General features: G+C 60.3%; 24 protein-coding genes and 1 tRNA gene. 17 read left to right on the top strand and 8 right to left on the bottom strand.

What is annotated here, in order from left to right:
- Positions 1 to 99: 99 nt before the first annotated feature.
- The 5 genes from OZ428_RS08920 (at position 100) to OZ428_RS08900 (ending at position 5,472) form a co-directional block, all read left to right on the top strand.
- Positions 100 to 1,392 carry an OprD family porin gene (locus OZ428_RS08920; RefSeq protein ID WP_269133149.1) on the top strand — a complete coding sequence of 431 codons (1,293 nt, stop codon included), beginning with the start codon at positions 100 to 102 and terminating at the stop codon, positions 1,390 to 1,392.
- A gap of 33 nt (positions 1,393 to 1,425) precedes the next feature.
- Positions 1,426 to 2,409 carry a Bug family tripartite tricarboxylate transporter substrate binding protein gene (locus tag OZ428_RS08915; protein WP_033902662.1) on the top strand — a complete coding sequence of 328 codons (984 nt, stop codon included), beginning with the start codon at positions 1,426 to 1,428 and terminating at the stop codon, positions 2,407 to 2,409.
- A 61-nt stretch (positions 2,410 to 2,470) separates the two neighbouring features.
- Positions 2,471 to 2,929 (top strand): tripartite tricarboxylate transporter TctB family protein, encoded by a 459-nt coding sequence (locus OZ428_RS08910; protein ID WP_133074328.1) that lies wholly within the window; start codon positions 2,471 to 2,473, stop codon positions 2,927 to 2,929.
- 1 nt (position 2,930) lies between these two features.
- Positions 2,931 to 4,445 carry a tripartite tricarboxylate transporter permease gene (locus tag OZ428_RS08905; RefSeq protein ID WP_012722750.1) on the top strand — a complete coding sequence of 505 codons (1,515 nt, stop codon included), beginning with the start codon at positions 2,931 to 2,933 and terminating at the stop codon, positions 4,443 to 4,445.
- On the top strand, positions 4,438 to 5,472 hold the full coding sequence (locus tag OZ428_RS08900) for an AbrB family transcriptional regulator (RefSeq protein ID WP_133074330.1): 1,035 nt from the start codon (positions 4,438 to 4,440) through the stop codon (positions 5,470 to 5,472). Before OZ428_RS08905 ends, OZ428_RS08900 begins: the two co-directional genes overlap by 8 nt.
- A gap of 6 nt (positions 5,473 to 5,478) precedes the next feature.
- Here the strand turns inward: OZ428_RS08900 and ung are convergent, their stop codons facing one another.
- Positions 5,479 to 6,171 (bottom strand): uracil-DNA glycosylase, encoded by a 693-nt coding sequence (ung, locus tag OZ428_RS08895; protein ID WP_064055046.1) that lies wholly within the window; start codon positions 6,169 to 6,171, stop codon positions 5,479 to 5,481.
- A 136-nt stretch (positions 6,172 to 6,307) separates the two neighbouring features.
- On the opposite strand from ung, the gene OZ428_RS08890 reads away from it, so the two are divergent.
- Entirely contained in the window at positions 6,308 to 7,420 is a 1,113-nt protein-coding gene (locus tag OZ428_RS08890; RefSeq protein WP_269133148.1) for an enoyl-CoA hydratase/isomerase family protein, read from the top strand.
- Positions 7,421 to 7,468: 48 nt separating this feature from the next.
- On the opposite strand, the gene OZ428_RS08885 is transcribed toward OZ428_RS08890, so the two are convergent.
- Positions 7,469 to 7,831, bottom strand: a complete 363-nt coding sequence (locus OZ428_RS08885) for a hypothetical protein (protein WP_028619330.1) — start codon at positions 7,829 to 7,831, stop codon at positions 7,469 to 7,471.
- A 185-nt stretch (positions 7,832 to 8,016) separates the two neighbouring features.
- Between OZ428_RS08885 and OZ428_RS08880 the strand changes: the two genes are divergently transcribed.
- The 6 genes from OZ428_RS08880 to OZ428_RS08855 all read left to right on the top strand — a co-directional run bounded on the left by OZ428_RS08880 (position 8,017) and on the right by OZ428_RS08855 (position 11,334).
- Positions 8,017 to 8,229 carry a cysteine-rich CWC family protein gene (locus OZ428_RS08880; RefSeq protein WP_033902839.1) on the top strand — a complete coding sequence of 71 codons (213 nt, stop codon included), beginning with the start codon at positions 8,017 to 8,019 and terminating at the stop codon, positions 8,227 to 8,229.
- Positions 8,229 to 8,921 (top strand): 16S rRNA pseudouridine(516) synthase, encoded by a 693-nt coding sequence (locus OZ428_RS08875; protein ID WP_269133147.1) that lies wholly within the window; start codon positions 8,229 to 8,231, stop codon positions 8,919 to 8,921. Before OZ428_RS08880 ends, OZ428_RS08875 begins: the two co-directional genes overlap by 1 nt.
- A 305-nt stretch (positions 8,922 to 9,226) precedes the next feature.
- On the top strand, positions 9,227 to 10,111 hold the full coding sequence (locus OZ428_RS08870) for an alpha/beta fold hydrolase (protein ID WP_269133146.1): 885 nt from the start codon (positions 9,227 to 9,229) through the stop codon (positions 10,109 to 10,111).
- A 110-nt stretch (positions 10,112 to 10,221) separates the two neighbouring features.
- Positions 10,222 to 10,295 (top strand) — tRNA-Gly (locus OZ428_RS08865).
- Positions 10,296 to 10,480: 185 nt separating this feature from the next.
- Positions 10,481 to 11,005 (top strand): DUF3833 domain-containing protein, encoded by a 525-nt coding sequence (locus OZ428_RS08860; RefSeq protein WP_269133145.1) that lies wholly within the window; start codon positions 10,481 to 10,483, stop codon positions 11,003 to 11,005.
- Between the two features lie 23 nt (positions 11,006 to 11,028).
- Positions 11,029 to 11,334 (top strand): DUF6482 family protein, encoded by a 306-nt coding sequence (locus OZ428_RS08855; RefSeq protein WP_269133144.1) that lies wholly within the window; start codon positions 11,029 to 11,031, stop codon positions 11,332 to 11,334.
- A 78-nt stretch (positions 11,335 to 11,412) separates the two neighbouring features.
- Here the strand turns inward: OZ428_RS08855 and OZ428_RS08850 are convergent, their stop codons facing one another.
- From OZ428_RS08850 to OZ428_RS08840, 3 genes are all read right to left on the bottom strand, one after another.
- Positions 11,413 to 11,652 (bottom strand): DUF6124 family protein, encoded by a 240-nt coding sequence (locus OZ428_RS08850; protein ID WP_269133143.1) that lies wholly within the window; start codon positions 11,650 to 11,652, stop codon positions 11,413 to 11,415.
- Between the two features lie 323 nt (positions 11,653 to 11,975).
- Positions 11,976 to 13,142 carry an MFS transporter gene (locus OZ428_RS08845; RefSeq protein WP_269133142.1) on the bottom strand — a complete coding sequence of 389 codons (1,167 nt, stop codon included), beginning with the start codon at positions 13,140 to 13,142 and terminating at the stop codon, positions 11,976 to 11,978.
- Complete coding sequence (locus OZ428_RS08840; RefSeq protein ID WP_269133141.1) at positions 13,139 to 14,302, bottom strand: MFS transporter; 1,164 nt, start codon at positions 14,300 to 14,302, stop codon at positions 13,139 to 13,141. The genes OZ428_RS08845 and OZ428_RS08840 overlap by 4 nt, the downstream gene beginning before the upstream one ends.
- A gap of 95 nt (positions 14,303 to 14,397) precedes the next feature.
- Between OZ428_RS08840 and OZ428_RS08835 the strand changes: the two genes are divergently transcribed.
- The 5 genes from OZ428_RS08835 to OZ428_RS08815 all read left to right on the top strand — a co-directional run bounded on the left by OZ428_RS08835 (position 14,398) and on the right by OZ428_RS08815 (position 17,188).
- Complete coding sequence (locus OZ428_RS08835) at positions 14,398 to 15,291, top strand: LysR family transcriptional regulator (RefSeq protein WP_269133140.1); 894 nt, start codon at positions 14,398 to 14,400, stop codon at positions 15,289 to 15,291.
- Between the two features lie 169 nt (positions 15,292 to 15,460).
- The gene (locus OZ428_RS08830; RefSeq protein WP_012722731.1) at positions 15,461 to 15,643 is read left to right on the top strand and encodes a type II toxin-antitoxin system HicA family toxin; all 183 of its coding nucleotides are present in this window, start codon (positions 15,461 to 15,463) and stop codon (positions 15,641 to 15,643) included.
- Between the two features lie 22 nt (positions 15,644 to 15,665).
- Entirely contained in the window at positions 15,666 to 16,076 is a 411-nt protein-coding gene (locus OZ428_RS08825; protein ID WP_033902677.1) for a type II toxin-antitoxin system HicB family antitoxin, read from the top strand.
- Positions 16,077 to 16,179: 103 nt separating this feature from the next.
- Complete coding sequence (locus OZ428_RS08820) at positions 16,180 to 16,680, top strand: methylated-DNA--[protein]-cysteine S-methyltransferase (RefSeq protein WP_033902678.1); 501 nt, start codon at positions 16,180 to 16,182, stop codon at positions 16,678 to 16,680.
- Positions 16,681 to 16,762: 82 nt separating this feature from the next.
- Positions 16,763 to 17,188 carry a low affinity iron permease family protein gene (locus OZ428_RS08815; RefSeq protein WP_038842343.1) on the top strand — a complete coding sequence of 142 codons (426 nt, stop codon included), beginning with the start codon at positions 16,763 to 16,765 and terminating at the stop codon, positions 17,186 to 17,188.
- A gap of 55 nt (positions 17,189 to 17,243) precedes the next feature.
- Here the strand turns inward: OZ428_RS08815 and OZ428_RS08810 are convergent, their stop codons facing one another.
- The 3 genes from OZ428_RS08810 to fos form a co-directional block, all read right to left on the bottom strand.
- On the bottom strand, positions 17,244 to 17,771 hold the full coding sequence (locus tag OZ428_RS08810; RefSeq protein ID WP_133074343.1) for a DUF4142 domain-containing protein: 528 nt from the start codon (positions 17,769 to 17,771) through the stop codon (positions 17,244 to 17,246).
- A 119-nt stretch (positions 17,772 to 17,890) separates the two neighbouring features.
- Positions 17,891 to 18,532 (bottom strand): LysE family translocator, encoded by a 642-nt coding sequence (locus tag OZ428_RS08805; RefSeq protein ID WP_133074344.1) that lies wholly within the window; start codon positions 18,530 to 18,532, stop codon positions 17,891 to 17,893.
- Positions 18,533 to 18,586: 54 nt separating this feature from the next.
- Positions 18,587 to 18,997, bottom strand: coding sequence for a fosfomycin resistance glutathione transferase (gene fos / locus OZ428_RS08800; RefSeq protein WP_133074345.1), 411 nt, complete (start codon positions 18,995 to 18,997; stop codon positions 18,587 to 18,589).
- Between the last annotated feature and the right edge of the window lie 34 nt (positions 18,998 to 19,031).

The raw sequence follows: 19,031 nt of genomic DNA, 5'->3' as shown, positions 1-19,031 counted from the left end.
TCACGGTGGTCTATGCCCGCCGAGCTGCCTTCGCGCCGCGCCCGAAAAACGCCTCGAAGCGTTTTCGCCAAAATAAGAACAATAACGGAGTACACAACGATGCTGTCGACACAGCCCCAGGCCCCCTCGCCTGTTCGTTTTTCTCGCCTGACCCAGACCGCCCTCGCCAGTGCTGCTACCCTTGCCGGCTTTTCGCCGCTCAGCCAGGCTGCCTTCTTCGAAGACAGTAGCGCGACCCTGGAAACCCGCAACATGTACTTCAACCGCGACTTCCGCGACGGCACCAGCGCGCAGCAATCCAAGCGCGACGAATGGGCCCAGGGCTTCATGCTCAACCTGCAATCGGGCTACACCGACGGCACCGTCGGCTTTGGCGTGGATGCACTGGGCATGCTCGGGGTCAAACTCGATTCCAGCCCCGACCGCACCGGCACCGGCCTGCTGCCCACGCATGACGATGGCCGCGCCGCCGACGAGTACTCCAAGCAGGGCCTGACCGGCAAAGTGAAGATCTCGGCCACCGAGCTTAAAATCGGCTCGCTGATCCCCGAACTGCCAATCCTCAAGCCCAACGACGGCCGCATCCTGCCGCAGACCTTCAACGGCGGCCTGATCACCTCCAAGGAATTCAAGAACCTGGTGTTCACCGGTGGCCGCCTGGACAAGGCCAAGGACCGTGACGACACCAACTACGAAGACATCGCGCTCAACAACAAGAACAGCCGCTTCGTCAGCGGCGCCACCGGCAAGCACTTCAATTTTGGCGGCGCCGACTACAAGTTTGCCGACAAGATCACCGGCAGCTACCACTTCGCCCAACTCGACGACGTGTACCGCCAGCACTTCCTCGGCCTGGTCGCCGCACGCCCAATGGGCCCCGGCACCTTCGGCACCGACCTGCGCCTGGCCATCAGTGATGACACCGGCAGCGCCCGTGGCGGCAAGATCGACAATAAATCCCTCAACGGCCTGTTCAGCTACGCCCTCAATGGCCACAAGCTCAGCGCCGGCTACCAGCACATGTCCGGCGACAGCGCCTTCCCCTATGTGGATGGCAGCGACCCGTACCTGGTCAACTTCGTGCAGATCAACGACTTTGCCGGCGCCGAAGAGCGTTCCTGGCAGGCACGCTACGACTTCGACTTCGCCAAGCTGGGCATCCCCGGCCTGAGCTTCATGAGCCGTTACCTCTCGGGTGACAACATCAAGCTCAAGAACGGCGAGACCGGCAAGGAATGGGAGCGCAACAGCGAGATCAAGTACGTGGTGCAAAGCGGCACATTCAAGGATGTGGCCGTGCGCCTGCGCAACGCCACTTACCGTTCCAACTACTCAGCCCGTGATGCGGATGAAATGCGCTTGCTGGTCAGCTATAGCGTCGCCCTTTGGTAGTACCCCCTCATAACAACAAAGATGGAGATAACCATGACCCCTTCACTGCGTAAATTGGCCCTCGCCGCCGGCTGCATGCTGTTCGCCGGCCAACTGCTGGCCGCCGACGAACCCAAGCGCCCGGAATGCATCGCCCCGGCCTCGCCTGGCGGCGGTTTTGACCTGACCTGCAAACTGGCGCAAAGCGCGCTGGTCAACGAGAAGCTGCTGAGCAAGCCAATGCGCGTGACCTACATGCCAGGCGGCGTGGGCGCGGTGGCGTACAACGCCGTGGTCGCCCAGCGTCCAGCCGATGCCGGTACGCTGGTGGCCTGGTCCAGCGGTTCGCTGCTGAACCTGGCCCAGGGCAAGTTCGGTCGTTTCGATGAAAGCGCCGTGCGTTGGCTGGCAGCAGTTGGCACCAGCTACGGTGCCATCGCAGTGAAAGCCGATTCGCCCTACAAGACCTTGGACGATTTGGTCAAAGCCCTGAAGAAAGATCCGGGCAGCGTGGTGATCGGTTCCGGCGGCACCGTCGGCAGCCAGGACTGGATGCAAACCGCGCTGATCGCCAAGGCCGCCGGAATCAACCCGCGCGAGCTGCGTTACGTGGCCCTCGAAGGCGGCGGCGAAATCGCTACCGCCCTGCTCGGCGGCCACATCCAAGTGGGCAGTACGGATATCTCCGACTCCATGCCGCACATCCTCAGCGGTGACATGCGCCTGCTGGCGGTGTTCTCCGAACAGCGCCTGGACGAGCCGGAAATGAAGAACATTCCGACCGCCAAAGAGCAAGGCTACGACATCGTCTGGCCGGTGGTGCGCGGTTTCTACCTCGGGCCAAAAGTCAGCGATGCCGACTACGCCTGGTGGAAAGACGCCTTCGACAAACTGCTGGCCTCGGAAGAGTTCGCCAAGCTGCGTGACCAGCGCGAGCTGTTCCCGTTTGCCATGACCGGCCCTGAGCTGGACACCTACGTGAAGAAACAGGTGGCTGACTACAAAGTGCTGGCCAAAGAGTTTGGCCTGATCCAGTAATCGCCCCTTCCTGTCGCACGGTCACGCCCCTTTCAACCGGGGCGCGGCCCAGGAGTTTCACATGCTCTTACAACGCATTTTCGCCTCAGTGCTGTTACTGGCCTGTGCCGGCCTGGCCCTGATGGCCTGGCCGTATCAGGCGTCGTTTTCCTACGAGCCAGTAGGACCTCGCGCCTACCCGCTGCTGATGCTCGGGCTGATGAGCCTGGCACTGATCTACATGCTGTTCCGCCCACAGCCGACCAAACACACCGAAGAAGAACCCGCGCTGGACCGCGAAACCCTGATCAAGATCGGCATCTGTGTCGGCTTGTTGATCGTGTTCGCCGGCACCTTCGAATCCCTGGGTTTTATCCTCAGCAGCATGCTGATCGGCATTCCGATGGCGCGCCTGTATGGCGGCCGCTGGCTACCGAGCGTGGTGATCGTCAGCCTGATGGCGATTGGTCTTTACCTGCTGTTCGATAAAGCCATGGATGTGCCGCTGCCCCTCGGCCTGCTCGACGTTCTGGAGAACTGATATGGATACTTTCGGCTATTTGGGCCAGGGCTTCGGCGTTGCACTGTCCCCTTACAACCTGGTGACCGCACTGTGCGGCACCCTGATCGGCACCGTGGTCGGCCTGTTGCCGGGCCTGGGCCCGATCAACGGCGTGGCGTTGTTGATCCCCATCGCGTTCGCCCTGGGCCTGCCGCCGGAATCAGCCTTGATTCTGCTGGCAGCCGTGTACCTGGGCTGCGAATACGGCGGGCGTATCAGCTCGATCCTGCTGAATATCCCAGGCGAAGCCTCTACCGTGATGACCACCCTCGACGGCTACCCGATGGCCCGCAAAGGCCTGGCCGGCGTGGCGCTGTCGTTGTCGGCGTGGAGTTCATTCATCGGCGCGTTTATCGCCACCTGCGGCATGGTGTTGTTTGCGCCGTTGCTGGCCAAATGGGCGATTGCCTTCGGGCCGGCGGAATATTTCGTACTGATGGTGTTCGCGATTGTCTGTCTCGGCGGCATGGCCGGTGACAAGCCGTTGAAGACCTTTGTTGCAGCGCTGATCGGCCTGTTCCTGTCGGCGGTCGGCATCGACGCGAACAGCGGCGTGTACCGCTTTACCGGCGACAACATCCACCTCACCGACGGCATCCAGTTTGTGGTGTTGGTGCTGGGCCTGTTCTCCATCAGCGAGATCCTGTTGCTGCTGGAAAAAACCCACCGGGGCCAGGAAGCCGTGAAGGCCACGGGTCGCATGATGTTCAACCTCAAGGAAGCGGGCGCGGTCTTTGTCGTCAACATCCGCTGCGGTTTGTTGGGTTTCATCATGGGCGTCTTGCCAGGTGCCGGTGCGACCTTGGCCTCAGCCGTTGCCTACATGACCGAAAAACGCCTGGCCGGTGCCAGCGGTAAATTCGGCCAGGGCGACATGCGCGGCCTCGCCGCTCCGGAAACCGCCATCGGCGCGTCCGCCTGCGGCGCCCTGGTGCCGATGCTGACCCTCGGCGTACCCGGTTCGGGCACCACGGCGGTGATGATCGGCGCCCTGTCGCTGTACAACATCACCCCTGGCCCGCTGCTGTTCCAACAACAACCGGACATCGTCTGGGGCCTGATCGCGTCGTTGTTTATCGCCAACATCATGCTGGTGATCCTCAACATCCCGATGATCCGCATCTTCACGCGTATCCTGGCCGTGCCGAACTGGGCGCTGGTGCCGGTGATTGCCATCATCACGGCGATTGGTGTTTACGCGGTGCACGCCACCACCTTCGACCTGTTCCTGATGGTCGGTATCGGCATCTTCGGCTACATCCTGCGCAAGCTCGATTTCCCGCTGTCGCCGGTGCTGCTGGGCTTTATCCTCGGCGGCTTGATGGAACAGAACCTGCGCCGTGCATTGTCGATCTCCAACGGTGACCTGCAGATTCTCTGGTCGAGCCCGATCACCTTTGGTGTGTGGGTACTGACGGCGCTGATGCTGGCCTTCCCGTTGATCCGCATCTACCGCAAACGTGCCCTGCAGCGTCGTGCCGTGGCCGATGTCTGAGGTCACCTTTAAACATTGGTGGGGAACACCGCTGGTCGGCCTGGCCGGCGGTTACCTGGCCAGCCTCGTCGGCTGGCCTTTGCCGTACATGGTCGGCTCATTGCTGGCGATCATCCTGGTGCGTTGCCTCACGCCGTGGCAATTGGCGGAAATTCCCGGCGGGCGCAAATGCGGCCAATGGGTGGTGGGGATTGGGATCGGCCTGCACTTCACTCCGGTGGTGATCGAACAGGTGATGAGCCACTTCGGGCTGATCTTCTTCGGTGCGCTGGTCACCAGCCTGTCCAGCGTGGTCGGTGTGTGGCTGATGCGCCGCAGCGGTGAAGACCGCGCCACCGCGTTTTTCTCGAGCATGCCGGGCGGTTCCGGTGAGATGGTCAACCTCGGCGCACGCAATGGCGCGGTGCTTAGCCGTGTCGCGGCGGGGCAGAGTCTGCGGGTGCTGGTGGTGGTGTTGTGTGTACCGGCAATCTTCAAGTATTTGCTGGAAGGCGGCGCGCCGCAGTTTCATCCGGCGCCGGTGAGTTGGCCTTGGCTGTTGGTGCTGTTTCCGATAGGCGCGCTGGTGGCCTGGGGCTGGCAGCGGTTGCGTCAGCCGAACCCGTGGTTGTTCGGGCCGCTGCTGGTGAGTGCGACGGCCAGCGTCGTGTGGGACTTGCATATCGGTCTGCCAGACGGCGGCAGCCAGATTGGCCAATGGTTGATCGGCAGCGGTTTGGGCTGCCATTTCAACCGACAGTTCTTTCGCCGGGCGCCCTCGTTCATGGGCCGAACCTTGATTGGCACGGCCTTGACCATGGCGCTGGCAACCTTGGCGGCGGTTGGGTTGAGCGCGTTGACCCATCTGGACCTGCGCTCGCTGACCCTGGGCATGATGCCCGGCGGGATTGCCGAGATGAGTCTGACGGCGGAGACCCTGCAACTGTCGGTGCCGTTGGTGACGGCGATGCAGGTGATGCGACTGTTGTTTGTGCTGTTTCTGGCGGAGCCGTTGTTCAGGCATTGGAACCGCCAGCCCCAACCGTAAACCGTATCAGAGTGGCGGCAACCGCCACTCGATCGGCGTCTCGCCATTCTGCTCAAGAAACTTGTTGGTCCGGCTGAAATGCCCGCACCCCAGGAACCCGCGATACGCCGACAATGGCGACGGGTGCACTGACGTCAGCACCAGGTGCTTGGTCGCGTCGATCAGTTTCTGTTTGCCCTGGGCATGGGCACCCCACAACAGAAACACCAGATGCGGCTGATGCTCGCTGACCACTTCGATAATCCGATCGGTAAAGAACTGCCAGCCCTTGCCCGCATGGGCGTTGGCGTTGGCGCGCTCGACGGTCATGGTGGTGTTGAGCATCAGCACGCCTTGGTCGGCCCAGCTTTGCAGGTAGCCATGGTTGGGGATGTCGATGTTCAGGTCGCGCTTGAGTTCTTTATAGATATTGACCAGCGACGGTGGCGCCGGCACGCCCGGTTGCACCGAGAAGCACAAACCGTGGGCCTGGCCGGGGCCGTGGTAGGGGTCCTGGCCGAGGATCACGACTTTGACCTTATCCAACGGCGTGGAATTGAGCGCGTTGAAAATCAGTGGGCCGGGCGGGTAAATCTCTTTGCCGGCGGCATGTTCCTGGCGCAGGAACTCGCGCAACTGGGCCATGTACGGCTGCTCGAACTGATCCCGCAGGGCGTGTTTCCAGCTGGGTTCGAGTTTGATACGGTCGTCTTCGGTCATGGATGAATAGTCTTGTAAAAAAGAATGAGGCGAACCCTAGGAAAGCCGCCCCCGCTTGTCAATTGATCTGACACACCAACGGCGCTTTCCTACGAAGCGATCATACTCATCCTTCACCTTATCGATTGAGGTCACGATGAACCTGCACTTCGAAGAGCTGACCGGCAGCGACGGTGCCCGCATCGGCATCGCCAGCCTCGACGCTGAAAAATCCCTCAATGCGCTCTCCTTGCCGATGATCCTGGCGCTGAGCGAACGCCTGGATGCTTGGGCCAAAGACCCGAACATCGTCTGTGTGCTGCTGCGCGGTAACGGCCCCAAGGCATTTTGCGCCGGCGGAGAAGTGCGCAGCCTGGCGTTGGCCTGCCTTGAACAGCCGGGTGTGGTGCCTGACCTGGCCGCACAGTTTTTTGCGGCGGAGTATCGTCTCGACTATCGCCTGCACACCTACCCAAAACCGGTGATTTGCTGGGGCCACGGCTACGTGCTGGGTGGCGGCATGGGCCTGTTGCAAAGTGCGACAGTGCGCATCGTGACACCGAGTAGCCGGTTGGCCATGCCGGAGATCAGTATCGGCCTGTACCCGGACGTCGGCGCCAGTTGGTTCCTGTCGCGCCTGCCGGGCAAGCTGGGGTTGTTCCTAGGCCTTACCGGCGCGCATATCAATGGCCGCGACGCTCTGGACCTGGGCCTGGCCGACCGCTTTCTGCGCGATGATCAACAAGACGAACTGCTCGATGGTTTGCTGCAATTGAACTGGCAGGAACAGACCGCGATGCAGCTCAACAGCCTGCTCAAGGCGCTGGCCCAGGAAGCTGTCGACCAGCAACCCGAAGCGCAGTGGCTCCCGCGACGGGCCCAGATCGACGAATGGCTGGACGTGGGCGATGTGCGGTGTGCCTGGCGCAACTTGAGCCCACTGCGTGAGCATGCCGACCCCCTGTTCAGCCGCGCCGGTAAGACGCTGAGCGAAGGCTGCCCGTTGACCGCTCATCTGGTGTGGGAGCAGATCCAGCGTGCCCGGCATCTGTCCCTGGCGCAGGTGTTCCAGATGGAATACACGATGAGTCTCAATTGCTGCCGTCACCCGGAATTCAGCGAAGGGGTGCGCGCGCGGCTGATCGACAAGGACCAGACGCCGCATTGGCATTGGCCGGATATCAATACGATTCCGGAGGCGGTGGTGCAGGCGCATTTCAACAAAGCGTGGGAAGGCCGCCATCCGCTGGCGGACTTGTCGGATTACTGACGCCCATAAAAAAGCGGCGCTTCATGCGCCGCTTGCAATACAGGCCTGTCAACGGTGACCGCCGCGGCCCCCTCCATGGTCGGAACCGCGTCCGTGCCCGCCATTCCCCCACCGGTCTCCGCCCCAGCCCTGGTTCGGATAAGGCCGGTAACCGGCACGCGGCCCGTAGTAACGCGGGGCGGGCTGGTAATAGCGCGGGGCCGAGTAGTAGCGCGGTTGTGGCGCGTAGTAGCGCGGCGCGGGGTAGTAATCACGGCGGTATTGATACGCCGTGCCGCCGCCGTAGTAATACACCGGCGCTGGTGAGGTGTAGACCTCTGAACGGTAATAGCTCTGGCCGCCATCGTAATAGGGCACGCAAGCGGAAAGGGTCAGACCGAGTAAAGCGCTGAGCAGCAATCGTCGATACATGGCGGCCTCCTGGACCGCGGAAGAGCACCTCCAGCGACGCTGGAGGGCGGCATCCAGCTTTCGCCGGATGACAAAATATGGGACATCAAAAATTGAATCTGGTGCGTTTTGGACATAGGTTGAAACATCTGTTTCCGACGATCTGGTATCGTGCGGGGACTTCCGCGATGTTGCCTGAACCCACCATGACCACCCCCACTCACTGCCCCGCCTGCGGCGCGCGCAACGACTGCACCCTGGCCGACCCGCGCACAGCCGACCAAGCCTGCTGGTGCTTTAGCGTCAACATCGACCCAGCAGTGCTCGAAGCCCTGCCCTTGGAACTGCGCAACAAGGCTTGCCTGTGCCCGCGTTGTGCCCAAGTGGATGAGCAGTTACGCGCAGCTGAGCCGAAATAATGCGGGTTGACCGTTTCCTCAGTAACCTGCCGCGCTTCAATCGCCAGCAAGTTCGCTTGTTGCTGGTTGAACGGCGTGTGTCTGTGGATGGTGTTGCCATCAGTGATCCTCATCATGAGGTTCGTGAGTTCAGCCGTGTGTGCGTTGACGATGAAGTGTTGCAAGCCGGCAAACCGGCGCGCTACTTCATGCTGAACAAGCCCCAGGGCTGTGTGAGCGCCACGTCGGATCCGCAGCACCGGACCGTGCTGGATTTACTCGATGAGCCGGACAAACATGAGCTGCACATTGCCGGTCGTCTGGATTTCAACACCACCGGTCTGATGCTGATCACCAACGATGGCCAATGGTCGCGGCGACTGACCCAGCCACAGACCAAACTGCCCAAGGTCTATCTCGTGGAGACCGATCAGGCTATCGGCCCTGAGTATGCGAGTACCTTTGCCGAGGGTCTGTACTTCGCATTCGAAGACCTCACCACCCAACCCGCCGAGTTGGAGTTGCTGGGGCCGACCACCGCGCGGCTGAGCATCGTTGAAGGCCGCTACCACCAAGTAAAACGCATGTTCGGGCACTTTGATAACAAGGTGATCGGCCTGCATCGCGAGCGGATGGGCCCTTTGGTGCTGGATGTGGCCCTCGCGCCGGGCCAGTATCGAGCACTGACCGACGACGAAATCCGACAGGTCTGACGACCGTTCGGCCGGTGATGGCAAAAAACCGCCCTGTCGCCTTGCGGGGTCGCACCGCTGCTGCTTGAATCAGGATCACCAGTTTAAATATGACTGGCGAGTCACCTATAACCTCCAAGAAACACCTTGCCCCGCCCGCGCTTGATCTACGGGCCTCTCAGGCAAACAGCCCGCCATAACAACAGCCGTCGGCCAGCCGTCATCGGACCGACATGGGCCCTCCTTTTCCAGGCGTATGCCTACCTGTCACAAAGCTCGTGCAGAGTGATCTGCGCGCTCTACCCGCTTGCCAGGAGTCTTACGACATGAGGCCAGAAATCGCTGTGCTGGATATACAGGGTCAGTATCGGGTTTACACGGAGTTCTATCGCGCGGACGCTGCTGCAAAGACCATCATCCTGGTCAACGGCTCCATGGCCACCACGGCATCCTTCGCCCAAACCGTGAAAAGCCTGTACCCGCAATTCAATGTGGTTTTGTACGACCAGCCCTACGCTGGCCGCTCCAAAATCCATAACCGCCATGAGCAGATGCTGACGAAGGAAGTCGAAGGCCAGATCCTGTTGGAACTTATCGACCACTTCGCCGCCGAGCACGTACTGTCATTTTCCTGGGGCGGCGCCGCCACCCTGGTCGCCCTCGCCCATCGCCCTCGCCGCGTGGAAAAGGCAGTGATCAGTTCGTTCTCCCCGGTGATCAACGCCCCAATGCGCGACTACCTCGAACGCGGCGTCGACTACCTCGGCAACCTCGACCGCGACCGCGTCGGCCACCTCGTCAACAGCACCATCGGCAAACACCTGCCGTCACTGTTCAAGCGCTTCAACTACAAGCACGTGAGCAGCCTGGCCGAGCATGAGTATGGGCAGATGCACTTTCACATCAGCCATGTACTGAACAGCGACCGCCTGTGCTACCTCAAGGCAGCCAAACAGATCGACATTCCGGTGTTGTTCCTCAACGGTGAATGGGACGAATACACCAGCGCCCAGGATGCCAAGCTGTTTGGCCAGCATGTGGCCAACAGCAGCTTCAGTACGATTCAAGCGACGGGGCATTTCCTGGACATGGAGCACAAGGCGGCGTGCCGGGACAGCCGGGAGGCGGTGGTGGGCTTCTTGAAACCGCAGCGGCAGGTCAGCCGGTTGCGCTATCACCAGGGTCAGGCGCAGCATGCCTTTGCGATTTGAACGCTTGTGGGGGAGCTGGCTTGCCTGCTCCCACAAGCACGTAACCCACACATTTTTGAAGAAAAACTTCAAATCCCCGCGAACTTCTGGTACAAAGTCAGCCGCTCTGAGCGGGTATAGTTTAATGGTAGAACAGTAGCTTCCCAAGCTTCCGACGAGGGTTCGATTCCCTCTACCCGCTCCACTCAAATTCTCGTTTCGCGTCAAGTTGTTTTTGACGGGAGATGCATAAAAAACCGGTCCTGTGTGACCGGTTTTTTTATGGCCGCGATTTGACGCATCATTCATCGGTCGGGAATACCTGTACAAATCTATATTCTTGTACAAGTATCCTTCGAACGCGCTGATGCACAATCACGGAGGCGAGCCATGACACGTCTACTGGTTTCATGGGTATTGATGTTGAGTTTGAGCAGTTGCGCCAACGTAGGCGTCGAGCGCTACGTTGACCAGCAACCGCAGCTGGACCTGGAGCGGTTCTTCAGCAAACCCGTCAAGGCCTGGGGCATTTTCCAGAAGCGTTCCGGTGAGGTCACCAAGCGCTTTGAAGTGGCTATCGCCAGCCGGCGCGAGGGCAATGCCTTGATTCTCGACGAGCGTTTTCTGTACAGCGATGGCACGCGTCAACAACGTGTGTGGACGCTGACACCCGATGGCCCAGGCCGCTGGAAGGGCCGAGCGGGGGATGTGGTCGGCGAGGCAATCGGCGAAGTGGCAGGTAACGCGCTGCGTTGGCGCTACAGGCTCAACCTGCCGGTGGACGGTTCGGTCTACGAGGTGAGCTTTGATGACTGGATGTATCTGATGGACGAGGACACCTTGATCAACCGCTCCAGCATGACCAAGTTCGGCGTCGAATGGGGCCAAGTCACGCTGTTCTTTCGTCGCCAATGAATGACCTGCTGTGAGGGGAAAACATGAACCTGCAAAGGCTGACTGAGTTGGCCATGAACGGTGAAGTTCGCGAGCTGGAGTTACTTTCGCTGGAAGGTGGCTTCTACATCGCGCGTGTCAGGCTGGATAACGCTGAGATGACACTGCAGGGCGATGACGCCAAGCCGCTGCGCATCGGCTCCACCACGCATTTGCGCAGTCTGTTGCGACGGGTTCCACCTTTCCCTTGTGTACTGGTTCAGCACTGCGTGCACGATGAAATGTGCGGTGTGCGGGAAGGACCGATTGGCGCATTGCGCATTCCGTTTTCGCTGGACTCGTCCCTGTAGGATCTGGACATTTTTGGCTCCCCTCCCCCGTGGTATGGGCGGCCTGGGAAGGCAAGCCTATTCAGTGCGCCAAACGACCTAGGCGACTTGGTCCACGCGGTCCTGCGCCGCTTCCACCAGCATCAGCCCCAACTCGACCATTTGCTGGATCGCAAGGGCCAGGTAGCGCTGTTGGGAAGGCAGGGTTTCGGCGAACTCACTGGTCATGGCTCCCGCGCCGGCGATGGTTTCGTAGGCGTTGGCGAGCAGTGCTTCGGTGTTGGCTTCGGGACGGACGCTGAACAGTTTTACGGATGGATTACATGCGTCATTACACATCTGTTGATCCTCGGTAAGAACCACCCTCCAGAGCTACTAAACAATGGGTGGCGGCTGTATGCAGGTTAGTAGACCGGCGGATCAACAAAACCGGCGCACTCGAAAGTGCCCTGCGTACAGCCACCATTGAGCACAGACACCAAGATGCCTAAACGATGGTACAGCCATACGCCGTTGATCAAATCGAGCTACTAAACCCGACCGCTGATGGGCAGCGGCAGACGAACCTTAAAGAGGTCGCCCAAGACGCACAACTCGGACGATTCTGATGGTTGTGTAGGCAATGCCGCAAGGTTCAGGAGTACACCCCCATACTGCATTTATCACTCATCGATCATCCCCCGCCGCACCACCCACGCCAACGGCAACGTCACCAACAACACCCCCGCCAATACCATCACCGCCACCGACACGCCCAACGCATCCCCCACTCCGCCGAACACCACCGGCGCCAGCGCACCACCACCGATGGTGCCGGTGTAGAACACCGCAAACGCCTGCTCTCGCTTCCCCGCGCCCGCCAGGTCCGGCACGGCGCCATACAGCACCGAAGACGTACCGTTGAGCACCAGGCCCAATAACGGCAGCATCGCCATCAACCCGGCCAGCGGCACATACACGGCGGCAACGATCAGCAACGCGGTGCTGGTTTCCGTCAGCCACACGGTTTTCATCATGCCGATGCGCGCCCCCAGGTAACCGCAGAGCAATTTGCCGAATGCGCCACCGATAAACAGCAGCGTCAGGGCCAGGCCAATACCGGCAGTGCCCGCGCCTTTCGCTTGCAGCAGAAAGGGCAGGAAGGTGAGAAAACCCATGCGCACTGCGCTATCGAGGGTGCCGGTGAGAATCAAGGCGCGCAGGCCTGTGACGGAGCCGCTCCCGCTGAAAGGCTTGGTATTTTTTGTAGAGGTGGATTCGGAGACTTGTGTAGGAACCAACCACCATAGCAACCCCGCCGCCGCCAAGCCGAGTACCCCCAGCAACGTCGCGCTGGCACGCCAGCTGATGACGGTGAGCAGCAAGCCCACCAAACCTGGAATCAGGGTTTTGCCGATGTCGCCGGAAAAGTTGTACTGGGACAGTGCCTGCTTGATTCCGCCACCGCCCTCGTAGGCATCGCTGATCATCGAAGAGGCCAGCGAGTGTTGGGTGCTGGCGCCCAAGCCACCTAACAGAAGTGCCAGCAGCAACATCACCCATCCAGTGGCTTGGCCCACCATTAGATAAGCCGCACCGGCAAGTGCTGTGCCGCCCACCAGCATCGATACCCGGCCCCAGCGTTTCGCGGCGCGGCTGGCCATGAGTTGAAACACTGCCATCATCCCGGAATAGGCACCGCGTAACAGTCCGATCTGGGCGTAGGACAGCGCAAACTGCGCCTGCCAGATTGGAAGTAGCACGTAGATGACATCGGTAAGACCATCATGCACGGCATGGGCGCTGCAGCCGGCGATCAAGGTACGGCGGCGGGTTGAGGTGTCGTTCATGGCGTCGCGATCAGTTGAGGTTTAACGGGCTTCCAGCCAGTGAGCGCGATCAACAAGGTCAACACCTGGAAGGCGATAATCAGCACCACGCACCCGGCCCAGCCCCAACGCTCCCAGATCAACGCTGGCACAATCGCACCGCAACTGCCGCCCAGGTAGTAACAGGTGAGGTAAACGCCCACGGCGCCTGCTTTGTTGTCACCTGCGCTCGCGGTGGTGAATGCGTTGGCCGCCGCCTGGGCCAGGAACACACCGGTGGAACTGAGGGCCAGGCCTGCCACGATGCACCCCAAAGAGGGCAGCAGCGTCAGCGCGGAACCGGTAATGCCCAGCGCCGCAGCCACGCTCAGCAGTTCAGCATGAGGCCGGGCCTTGCTGAGGCGGCCAGCGATGGGGATCACGATCAGCGCCAACAGGAACACCATGTACAGCGTACCCAGCGCCGCAGGCCCCAGACTGAACGGCGGTAATCCGAGATACAAACCTGCGTAGGTGAACGCCGCCACCTGGGAAAACAGCACGCAAAAACCTACCGCGTAGGCGGCCAATAAAGGCTTGCGAAAAACCGCCGAAAACGCAGTTTCAACCCTCACGGAGCGCGCACGGCTGACCGGCAACAGGAACTGGATAAACCCACCCACCATCAGGCTTAGCACCGCCATCAATTCAAAGGCTTCGCGCCAGCCCACGTACTCCGTCATTACACCCGTGACAAAGCGCCCGGCAAACCCACCCAACACCGTCCCGGCCACGTAAAGGCTGGTGACCTCCGTGACCGTTCCGCCACGCCAGCGGTCGCCGATATAAGCCACGCTGGTGGCGAACACCACCGGGATCAGCATGCCCTCCACAAATCGCCACACCAGCACCTCGGCAAAGCTGTCGGCATAGGCTGTCATCAACGCAGGCACCGCCAGCAACAACGCCGCAGCGCTGATCACCGTGCGCTGCTCAAAGCGCCCGGTCAGCCGGCTGACAAAAGGCGCCGTGATCGCCACCGCCAAGGTCGTCACGGTGATACTCCACCCGGCCGCCTTGGCGCTGATCTGAAACTGCACGGCAAAGGTCTGCAGGATGCTCTGGGTGGCATACAGGTTGAGAAACGCCGCGCAGCCACACAGGAACAGGGCAAGACGGGCACAATGCAGGCGCGGTTTCATGAAACCTCTCGTTTTATTTTGTGAGGTCTTTATAGAATGGCCGGCAGGTCTAGAACCAATACCGATTTCGGACCGATCGATATCCAAGGATCAGGATGCTCGACCTACGCAAGCTGCGTTACTTTCTGACGGTCGCCGAGGAATTGCACTTCGGCCGCGCGGCCATTCGCCTGCACTTGGCGCAGCCGCCACTGACACGCCAGATCTCGGCACTGGAGACCGAGTTGGGCTTCAAGCTGTTCGATCGCACCAGCCGCACGGTCACCCTCACCGCGCAAGGCCGCTCGTTCCTGCCCTACGCCCGTGGTGTGCTGGAGCAGGTTGAGTTGGCGCAAGTGATCGCCGGCAAACTGGCGGCGGGCACTGCGGGGCAACTGACGCTGGGGTATGTGAGTTCGATCGCGCTGTCGGACCTGTTCAGCCAGGCGATCCAGGCGTTTGCCCTGCGTTTTCCCGATGTGCAATTGACCCTGGTGGAATGTGCCTCCGGCAGCCTGGGCGCGCAGGTGGCGGATGGGCGGCTGGATATCGGTTTGAGTCGCCTGTTGCCGCAAGATAAAGCGGTGCAAGCGCTGTCCCTGGGCGAAGAAAGGCTGGTGGCCGCCGTGTCCAGTGAGAGCCCGTTGGCCCGCCAGGCAAGCGTCAACCTGGCGCAACTCAGTGCCTACCCGTTGATTCTGTTTCCGGCGGATTATGGATCGGGGCTCAACCAGTCCATCGAGCAGCTGTATCGACATCACGGCCAGCCTTTGCGCCCGGGCCCGACCGGGCGGCAGATCACCTCGATCATTGCGCTGGTAGCAGCCGGGCAAGGGGTGGCGTTGGTGCCGGCATGTACGCAGAGTTTGATGAATAAAGGCGTGACGTACAGGCCGCTGGTAGAGGTAGATGCCTGTGCTCAGTTGTTGGTCTTAACCCGGACTGAAACAAAAAGTGTGCTGGTTGATGCGTTTCTCGCCGTCATTGCGCAGCCTATACACACGCGGTAACTCGATCGCAAAACCTCGCAATACCTCTCCCCGACGCCATTCCTACGCCCTCATACACTCTAATTTCCGCCTACCCAAAAGACCGGTCATCGACCACTGGTAGGTAGAGTGTTGATAATTTCATTTCAGTGGTTATAGTCACCACCAACACACACCACAAGGAGGTGTTGTGGATAGCCGATATTTGATAGGTCATATCGTTGCGGACGGTTGGTATCTGGCGCGTATCAGAGGGAGTCATCATCACTTCAAGCACCCGACTAAGCCGGGGCTGGTGACGATTCCACATCCAAAGAAGGACCTGTTGGACAAGACCGCCAAGAGCATATTGAAACAAGCTCTGTTGAGTTAAGCGTCCGTGGAGGACAACAGACATGCTTTACCCGATTGCAATTTCAACCGGCGACGAGGATCACGCCTGGGGCGTGGAAGTGCCGGATATTCCTGGTTGCTATTCCGCCGGTGACGACCTGGACGACGCCATGGCCATGGCCCGCGAAGCCATCGAAGGGCACTTCGAGATCCTGGCCGAGGACGGTGCACCGATTCCCAGTGCGCAGAAGGTCACCCTGCATGCCGCCAACCCCCAGTACGCAGGCTGCACCTGGGCCGTGGTGGACATTGATGTCACCAAGTATCTGGGCAAGGCGCAGAAGCTCAACATCACGCTGCCGGGTTACCTGCTGAACCGCATCGATGAATATGTACTGCATCATCCGGAAGAAAAAAGCCGCTCGGGGTTTCTGGCGTCGGCGGCGCTTAAAGTGCTGCAACAGGAGGGGTAACGAATGGTCTACTGGCGGCGCTGAATTTGATCGCAAGAAACGTAGTTTGCCGGTCAGCGCTCCACTCTAGACTCCCACTGCACCCACCTTCAGGAGCCCGATCATGCCCTACGAATACAAACTCATGCCCTCCCCTGTCGGCCAACTCACCCTGGTGGCACGCGACGGCAAACTCAGCGCCATCCTGTGGGAAACCGAACGCGCCAACCGTGTGCGCCTGGGCCAATTGTACGAGGCGCCTGAAAGCCCGGTGCTGCTGGAAACCGAGCGTCAATTGCAGGAGTACTTCGCTGGCAACCGCCACCAATTCGAGCTGGAACTGGACTTCGCCGGCACCGATTTCCAGAAACAGGTCTGGCAGGCCTTGCTGACCATTCCCTTCGGCGAAACACGCAGCTACAGCCAGATCGCCCAACAGATCGGCAACCCGAAAGCCGTACGTGCAGTGGGTGCAGCCAATGGGCGTAACCCCATCTCGATCATTGCGCCGTGTCATCGGGTCATTGGCGCGTCAGGCGGGCTGACGGGTTTTGCGGGAGGCTTGGAAGCCAAGCAATATCTGCTGGCGCTGGAAGGTACAGGCCAGGCTGAATTGGCGTTCTGAAGGCCCTCAGCAAATGTAAAAAGAAATTTCAAAGAATCCCTGCGGTCCATTATTTCATCACCCCCTTCCAAGGAAAACGGTCATGAAATTCTCCGCAGTCTCCCAATCCCTGTCCCGTTGGGCCGGCAGCCCGCGCACGTTCTACGCGGCGGTGGCGTTGATCCTGGCGTGGAGCCTGAGCGGGCCGTATTTCCACTACAACGATACGTGGCAACTGATCATCAACACCTCGACCACCATCATCACGTTCCTGATGGTGTTCCTGATCCAGAACACTCAAAACCGCGACAACGACATCCTGCATATCAAGATCGATGAACTGCTGCGCGTGTCCAAGGATGCACAGAATGCCGTACTCAGCCTGGATGGCCTGGATCGCAAGGAACTGGAAAAACTGCGCCAGGAATACCGCAGCATCGGCAACACGGGGACGGTGAGCCTGAACAGCAGCTGCGGTCATGCCGCCGACGATGCGGCACCGACCAAGACCGATTTGAACCAGGCATGAAAAAACGGCGGTTGGATCTGCTCCAACCGCCGTTTTTTTACTTCAAGTAACGGCCTCAACCGTCGCCTTGATGACCTTTAGCGTAAGTCGATGCCAAGGCCCGAGCCTTCTGCAAACGCTCTTCCAGCTTGGGCAGCGTCTCGTCGACCAGCGCTTTTATTTCCGGCACATCCGACGCCGCGCCTTCCTGTTTGAACAGCGCAATGGCATCTTCATTTTCCTTCACTTGCTGCGCTGTGTAGGCCGCATCAAACGAGTCGCCGTCCTTGAGTTCGGGCATCAGGGTTTCGGCTTTGTCGACGATCTTCTCGCGCGGCGCCACCGGCAGGTCGAGCTTCTTGGCAATGGCCGCCAGGTGCTGGTTGGCCAGAGTGCGCTCGTTGATCACCTCGATGGTGTAGTCCTTGATTTCCTGGGACGAGGTCTTGGCGTGGGCCATGCGACTGGTTTCGATATCGGCCATACCCTTGGCCGAAGCCTGCTCGATGAATTCAGCAGGCGACTGGGCGAAAGCATTGCTGGCGCCGAGGCCCAGCAGCATCGCGAAACTGGCGGTGCGTAACCGGATAGCCATGCGGCTCATGATGGGTTCCTCCAGGCTGAAAATAAGGGCGGGGGAACACACCCCGCCCTCAATTCGAATTTTCAGAGCGGCAAAGGTTTAGAAAAAACTCGCCAGTGCGACGAACGGTCATCGTCAAATCAAGCAGGTTTGCTGCCAAACAGGCCAGGTAGCGCGTGCGCCAGAGCATTGATGGCGAAGCCGATAAACATCACACCACAGAGCTTGGTGATCAGGATTTCATGGCGTTGATACACCGTACGCACCCGCTGCGCGCCGACCACGCCGATCAGGATCGCGTAGGCCATCAGGCCGCCGACGAAGCTCAGAAAAATCAGAGAAGGCAGCATCGACCAAGTCAGCAACTCGGCACGGCTGGACAACAACGCCGTAAACGTCGCCACCGCCACCGGGTACGCCTTGGGGTTGGTCAGGCCGAACAGAATGCCGTGCCAGAACGGATGCCGCGCCGCGCCCTGGGGCGCATCACTGCTGCGACGCTGGGTACGGATCGCGCGCCAGCCGAGCCAGAACAGGTACAGGCCGCTGAGTACGCCGAGCACATCAAACGCACTGCTGCCCACTTCCCGCGCGCCGACGATGGCGATCAGCGCCGTGGAGCACCACACCACATCTCCCAGCAGATGCCCGCACAAGAAACCCGCCCCAGCCCTGCGACCACGGGCAGCGCCGATGCCAAACACGGCCAACACCCCCGGCCCCGGGGTAATACCGTAGATGAAACCTGATGCGAGGACGGCGAGCAGCAAGGATGGGGTCATGGGCGCGACTCAAACGGAGGGTTAAGAGGTGGAGGGATTCTGCACGTTCCCGCGCTACGGGTAAAACGTCATTCCGGCATAAGGCTTGGCGCGACAGGCTTGCAGCCTTGAGGCCAGGTCACCGACGTGGGCTTCGAGCTTGTGGCCATCGGGGTCGAGAAAATAGAACGAGGCACCTTCACTGCGGTTGTCGCGCCATTCTTCTACCTGCGCCGCTCGCAGGCGCTCTACGAACCGGGTGAAATCAGCCGCAGCCACGGTAAACGCGTAATGGGTGTAATCGGCCGCTGGCTTCGGGTCACGCAGTGGATCGAGCGATAAACATAACCAGAGCCCCGGCAGTGAGAGATAGGCGCCGGAGTGCCAAGTGGCATCGAGGTGAAGTTGCAGCAGCTCATGGTAGAAGCGGATGCTGCGCGGCAAGTCGGTGACGGCCAGGGTCAGGTGGTTGAAGCCAGAGAGCATGGATACTCCTTTTACAATCAGAACGCCCCCTGAC

It is taken from the genome of Pseudomonas sp. GXZC (assembly GCF_026967615.1).
Lineage (GTDB): Bacteria > Pseudomonadota > Gammaproteobacteria > Pseudomonadales > Pseudomonadaceae > Aquipseudomonas > Aquipseudomonas azotoformans_A.
The sequence above is the reverse complement of the archived record's forward strand: the minus strand, read 5'-3'. Positions and strand labels throughout refer to the sequence as shown.

What these genes read in the sequence shown, in the direction of transcription:
- OZ428_RS08855 (WP_269133144.1), top strand. Translation starts at nt 11,029, where the DNA reads ATGAACCTGCAAAGGCTGACTGAGTTGGCCATGAACGGTGAAGTTCGC.
- OZ428_RS08820 (WP_033902678.1), top strand. Translation starts at nt 16,180, where the DNA reads ATGCCCTACGAATACAAACTCATGCCCTCCCCTGTCGGCCAACTCACC.
- OZ428_RS08815 (WP_038842343.1), top strand. Translation starts at nt 16,763, where the DNA reads ATGAAATTCTCCGCAGTCTCCCAATCCCTGTCCCGTTGGGCCGGCAGC.
- OZ428_RS08850 (WP_269133143.1), bottom strand. Translation starts at nt 11,652, where the DNA reads ATGTGTAATGACGCATGTAATCCATCCGTAAAACTGTTCAGCGTCCGT.
- OZ428_RS08880 (WP_033902839.1), top strand. Translation starts at nt 8,017, where the DNA reads ATGACCACCCCCACTCACTGCCCCGCCTGCGGCGCGCGCAACGACTGC.
- fos (WP_133074345.1), bottom strand. Translation starts at nt 18,997, where the DNA reads ATGCTCTCTGGCTTCAACCACCTGACCCTGGCCGTCACCGACTTGCCG.
- OZ428_RS08825 (WP_033902677.1), top strand. Translation starts at nt 15,666, where the DNA reads ATGCTTTACCCGATTGCAATTTCAACCGGCGACGAGGATCACGCCTGG.
- OZ428_RS08890 (WP_269133148.1), top strand. Translation starts at nt 6,308, where the DNA reads ATGAACCTGCACTTCGAAGAGCTGACCGGCAGCGACGGTGCCCGCATC.
- OZ428_RS08810 (WP_133074343.1), bottom strand. Translation starts at nt 17,771, where the DNA reads ATGAGCCGCATGGCTATCCGGTTACGCACCGCCAGTTTCGCGATGCTG.
- OZ428_RS08910 (WP_133074328.1), top strand. Translation starts at nt 2,471, where the DNA reads ATGCTCTTACAACGCATTTTCGCCTCAGTGCTGTTACTGGCCTGTGCC.
- OZ428_RS08915 (WP_033902662.1), top strand. Translation starts at nt 1,426, where the DNA reads ATGACCCCTTCACTGCGTAAATTGGCCCTCGCCGCCGGCTGCATGCTG.
- OZ428_RS08920 (WP_269133149.1), top strand. Translation starts at nt 100, where the DNA reads ATGCTGTCGACACAGCCCCAGGCCCCCTCGCCTGTTCGTTTTTCTCGC.
- OZ428_RS08835 (WP_269133140.1), top strand. Translation starts at nt 14,398, where the DNA reads ATGCTCGACCTACGCAAGCTGCGTTACTTTCTGACGGTCGCCGAGGAA.
- OZ428_RS08870 (WP_269133146.1), top strand. Translation starts at nt 9,227, where the DNA reads ATGAGGCCAGAAATCGCTGTGCTGGATATACAGGGTCAGTATCGGGTT.
- OZ428_RS08860 (WP_269133145.1), top strand. Translation starts at nt 10,481, where the DNA reads ATGACACGTCTACTGGTTTCATGGGTATTGATGTTGAGTTTGAGCAGT.
- OZ428_RS08805 (WP_133074344.1), bottom strand. Translation starts at nt 18,532, where the DNA reads ATGACCCCATCCTTGCTGCTCGCCGTCCTCGCATCAGGTTTCATCTAC.
- OZ428_RS08845 (WP_269133142.1), bottom strand. Translation starts at nt 13,142, where the DNA reads ATGAACGACACCTCAACCCGCCGCCGTACCTTGATCGCCGGCTGCAGC.
- OZ428_RS08875 (WP_269133147.1), top strand. Translation starts at nt 8,229, where the DNA reads ATGCGGGTTGACCGTTTCCTCAGTAACCTGCCGCGCTTCAATCGCCAG.
- OZ428_RS08885 (WP_028619330.1), bottom strand. Translation starts at nt 7,831, where the DNA reads ATGTATCGACGATTGCTGCTCAGCGCTTTACTCGGTCTGACCCTTTCC.
- OZ428_RS08900 (WP_133074330.1), top strand. Translation starts at nt 4,438, where the DNA reads ATGTCTGAGGTCACCTTTAAACATTGGTGGGGAACACCGCTGGTCGGC.
- OZ428_RS08905 (WP_012722750.1), top strand. Translation starts at nt 2,931, where the DNA reads ATGGATACTTTCGGCTATTTGGGCCAGGGCTTCGGCGTTGCACTGTCC.
- OZ428_RS08840 (WP_269133141.1), bottom strand. Translation starts at nt 14,302, where the DNA reads ATGAAACCGCGCCTGCATTGTGCCCGTCTTGCCCTGTTCCTGTGTGGC.
- ung (WP_064055046.1), bottom strand. Translation starts at nt 6,171, where the DNA reads ATGACCGAAGACGACCGTATCAAACTCGAACCCAGCTGGAAACACGCC.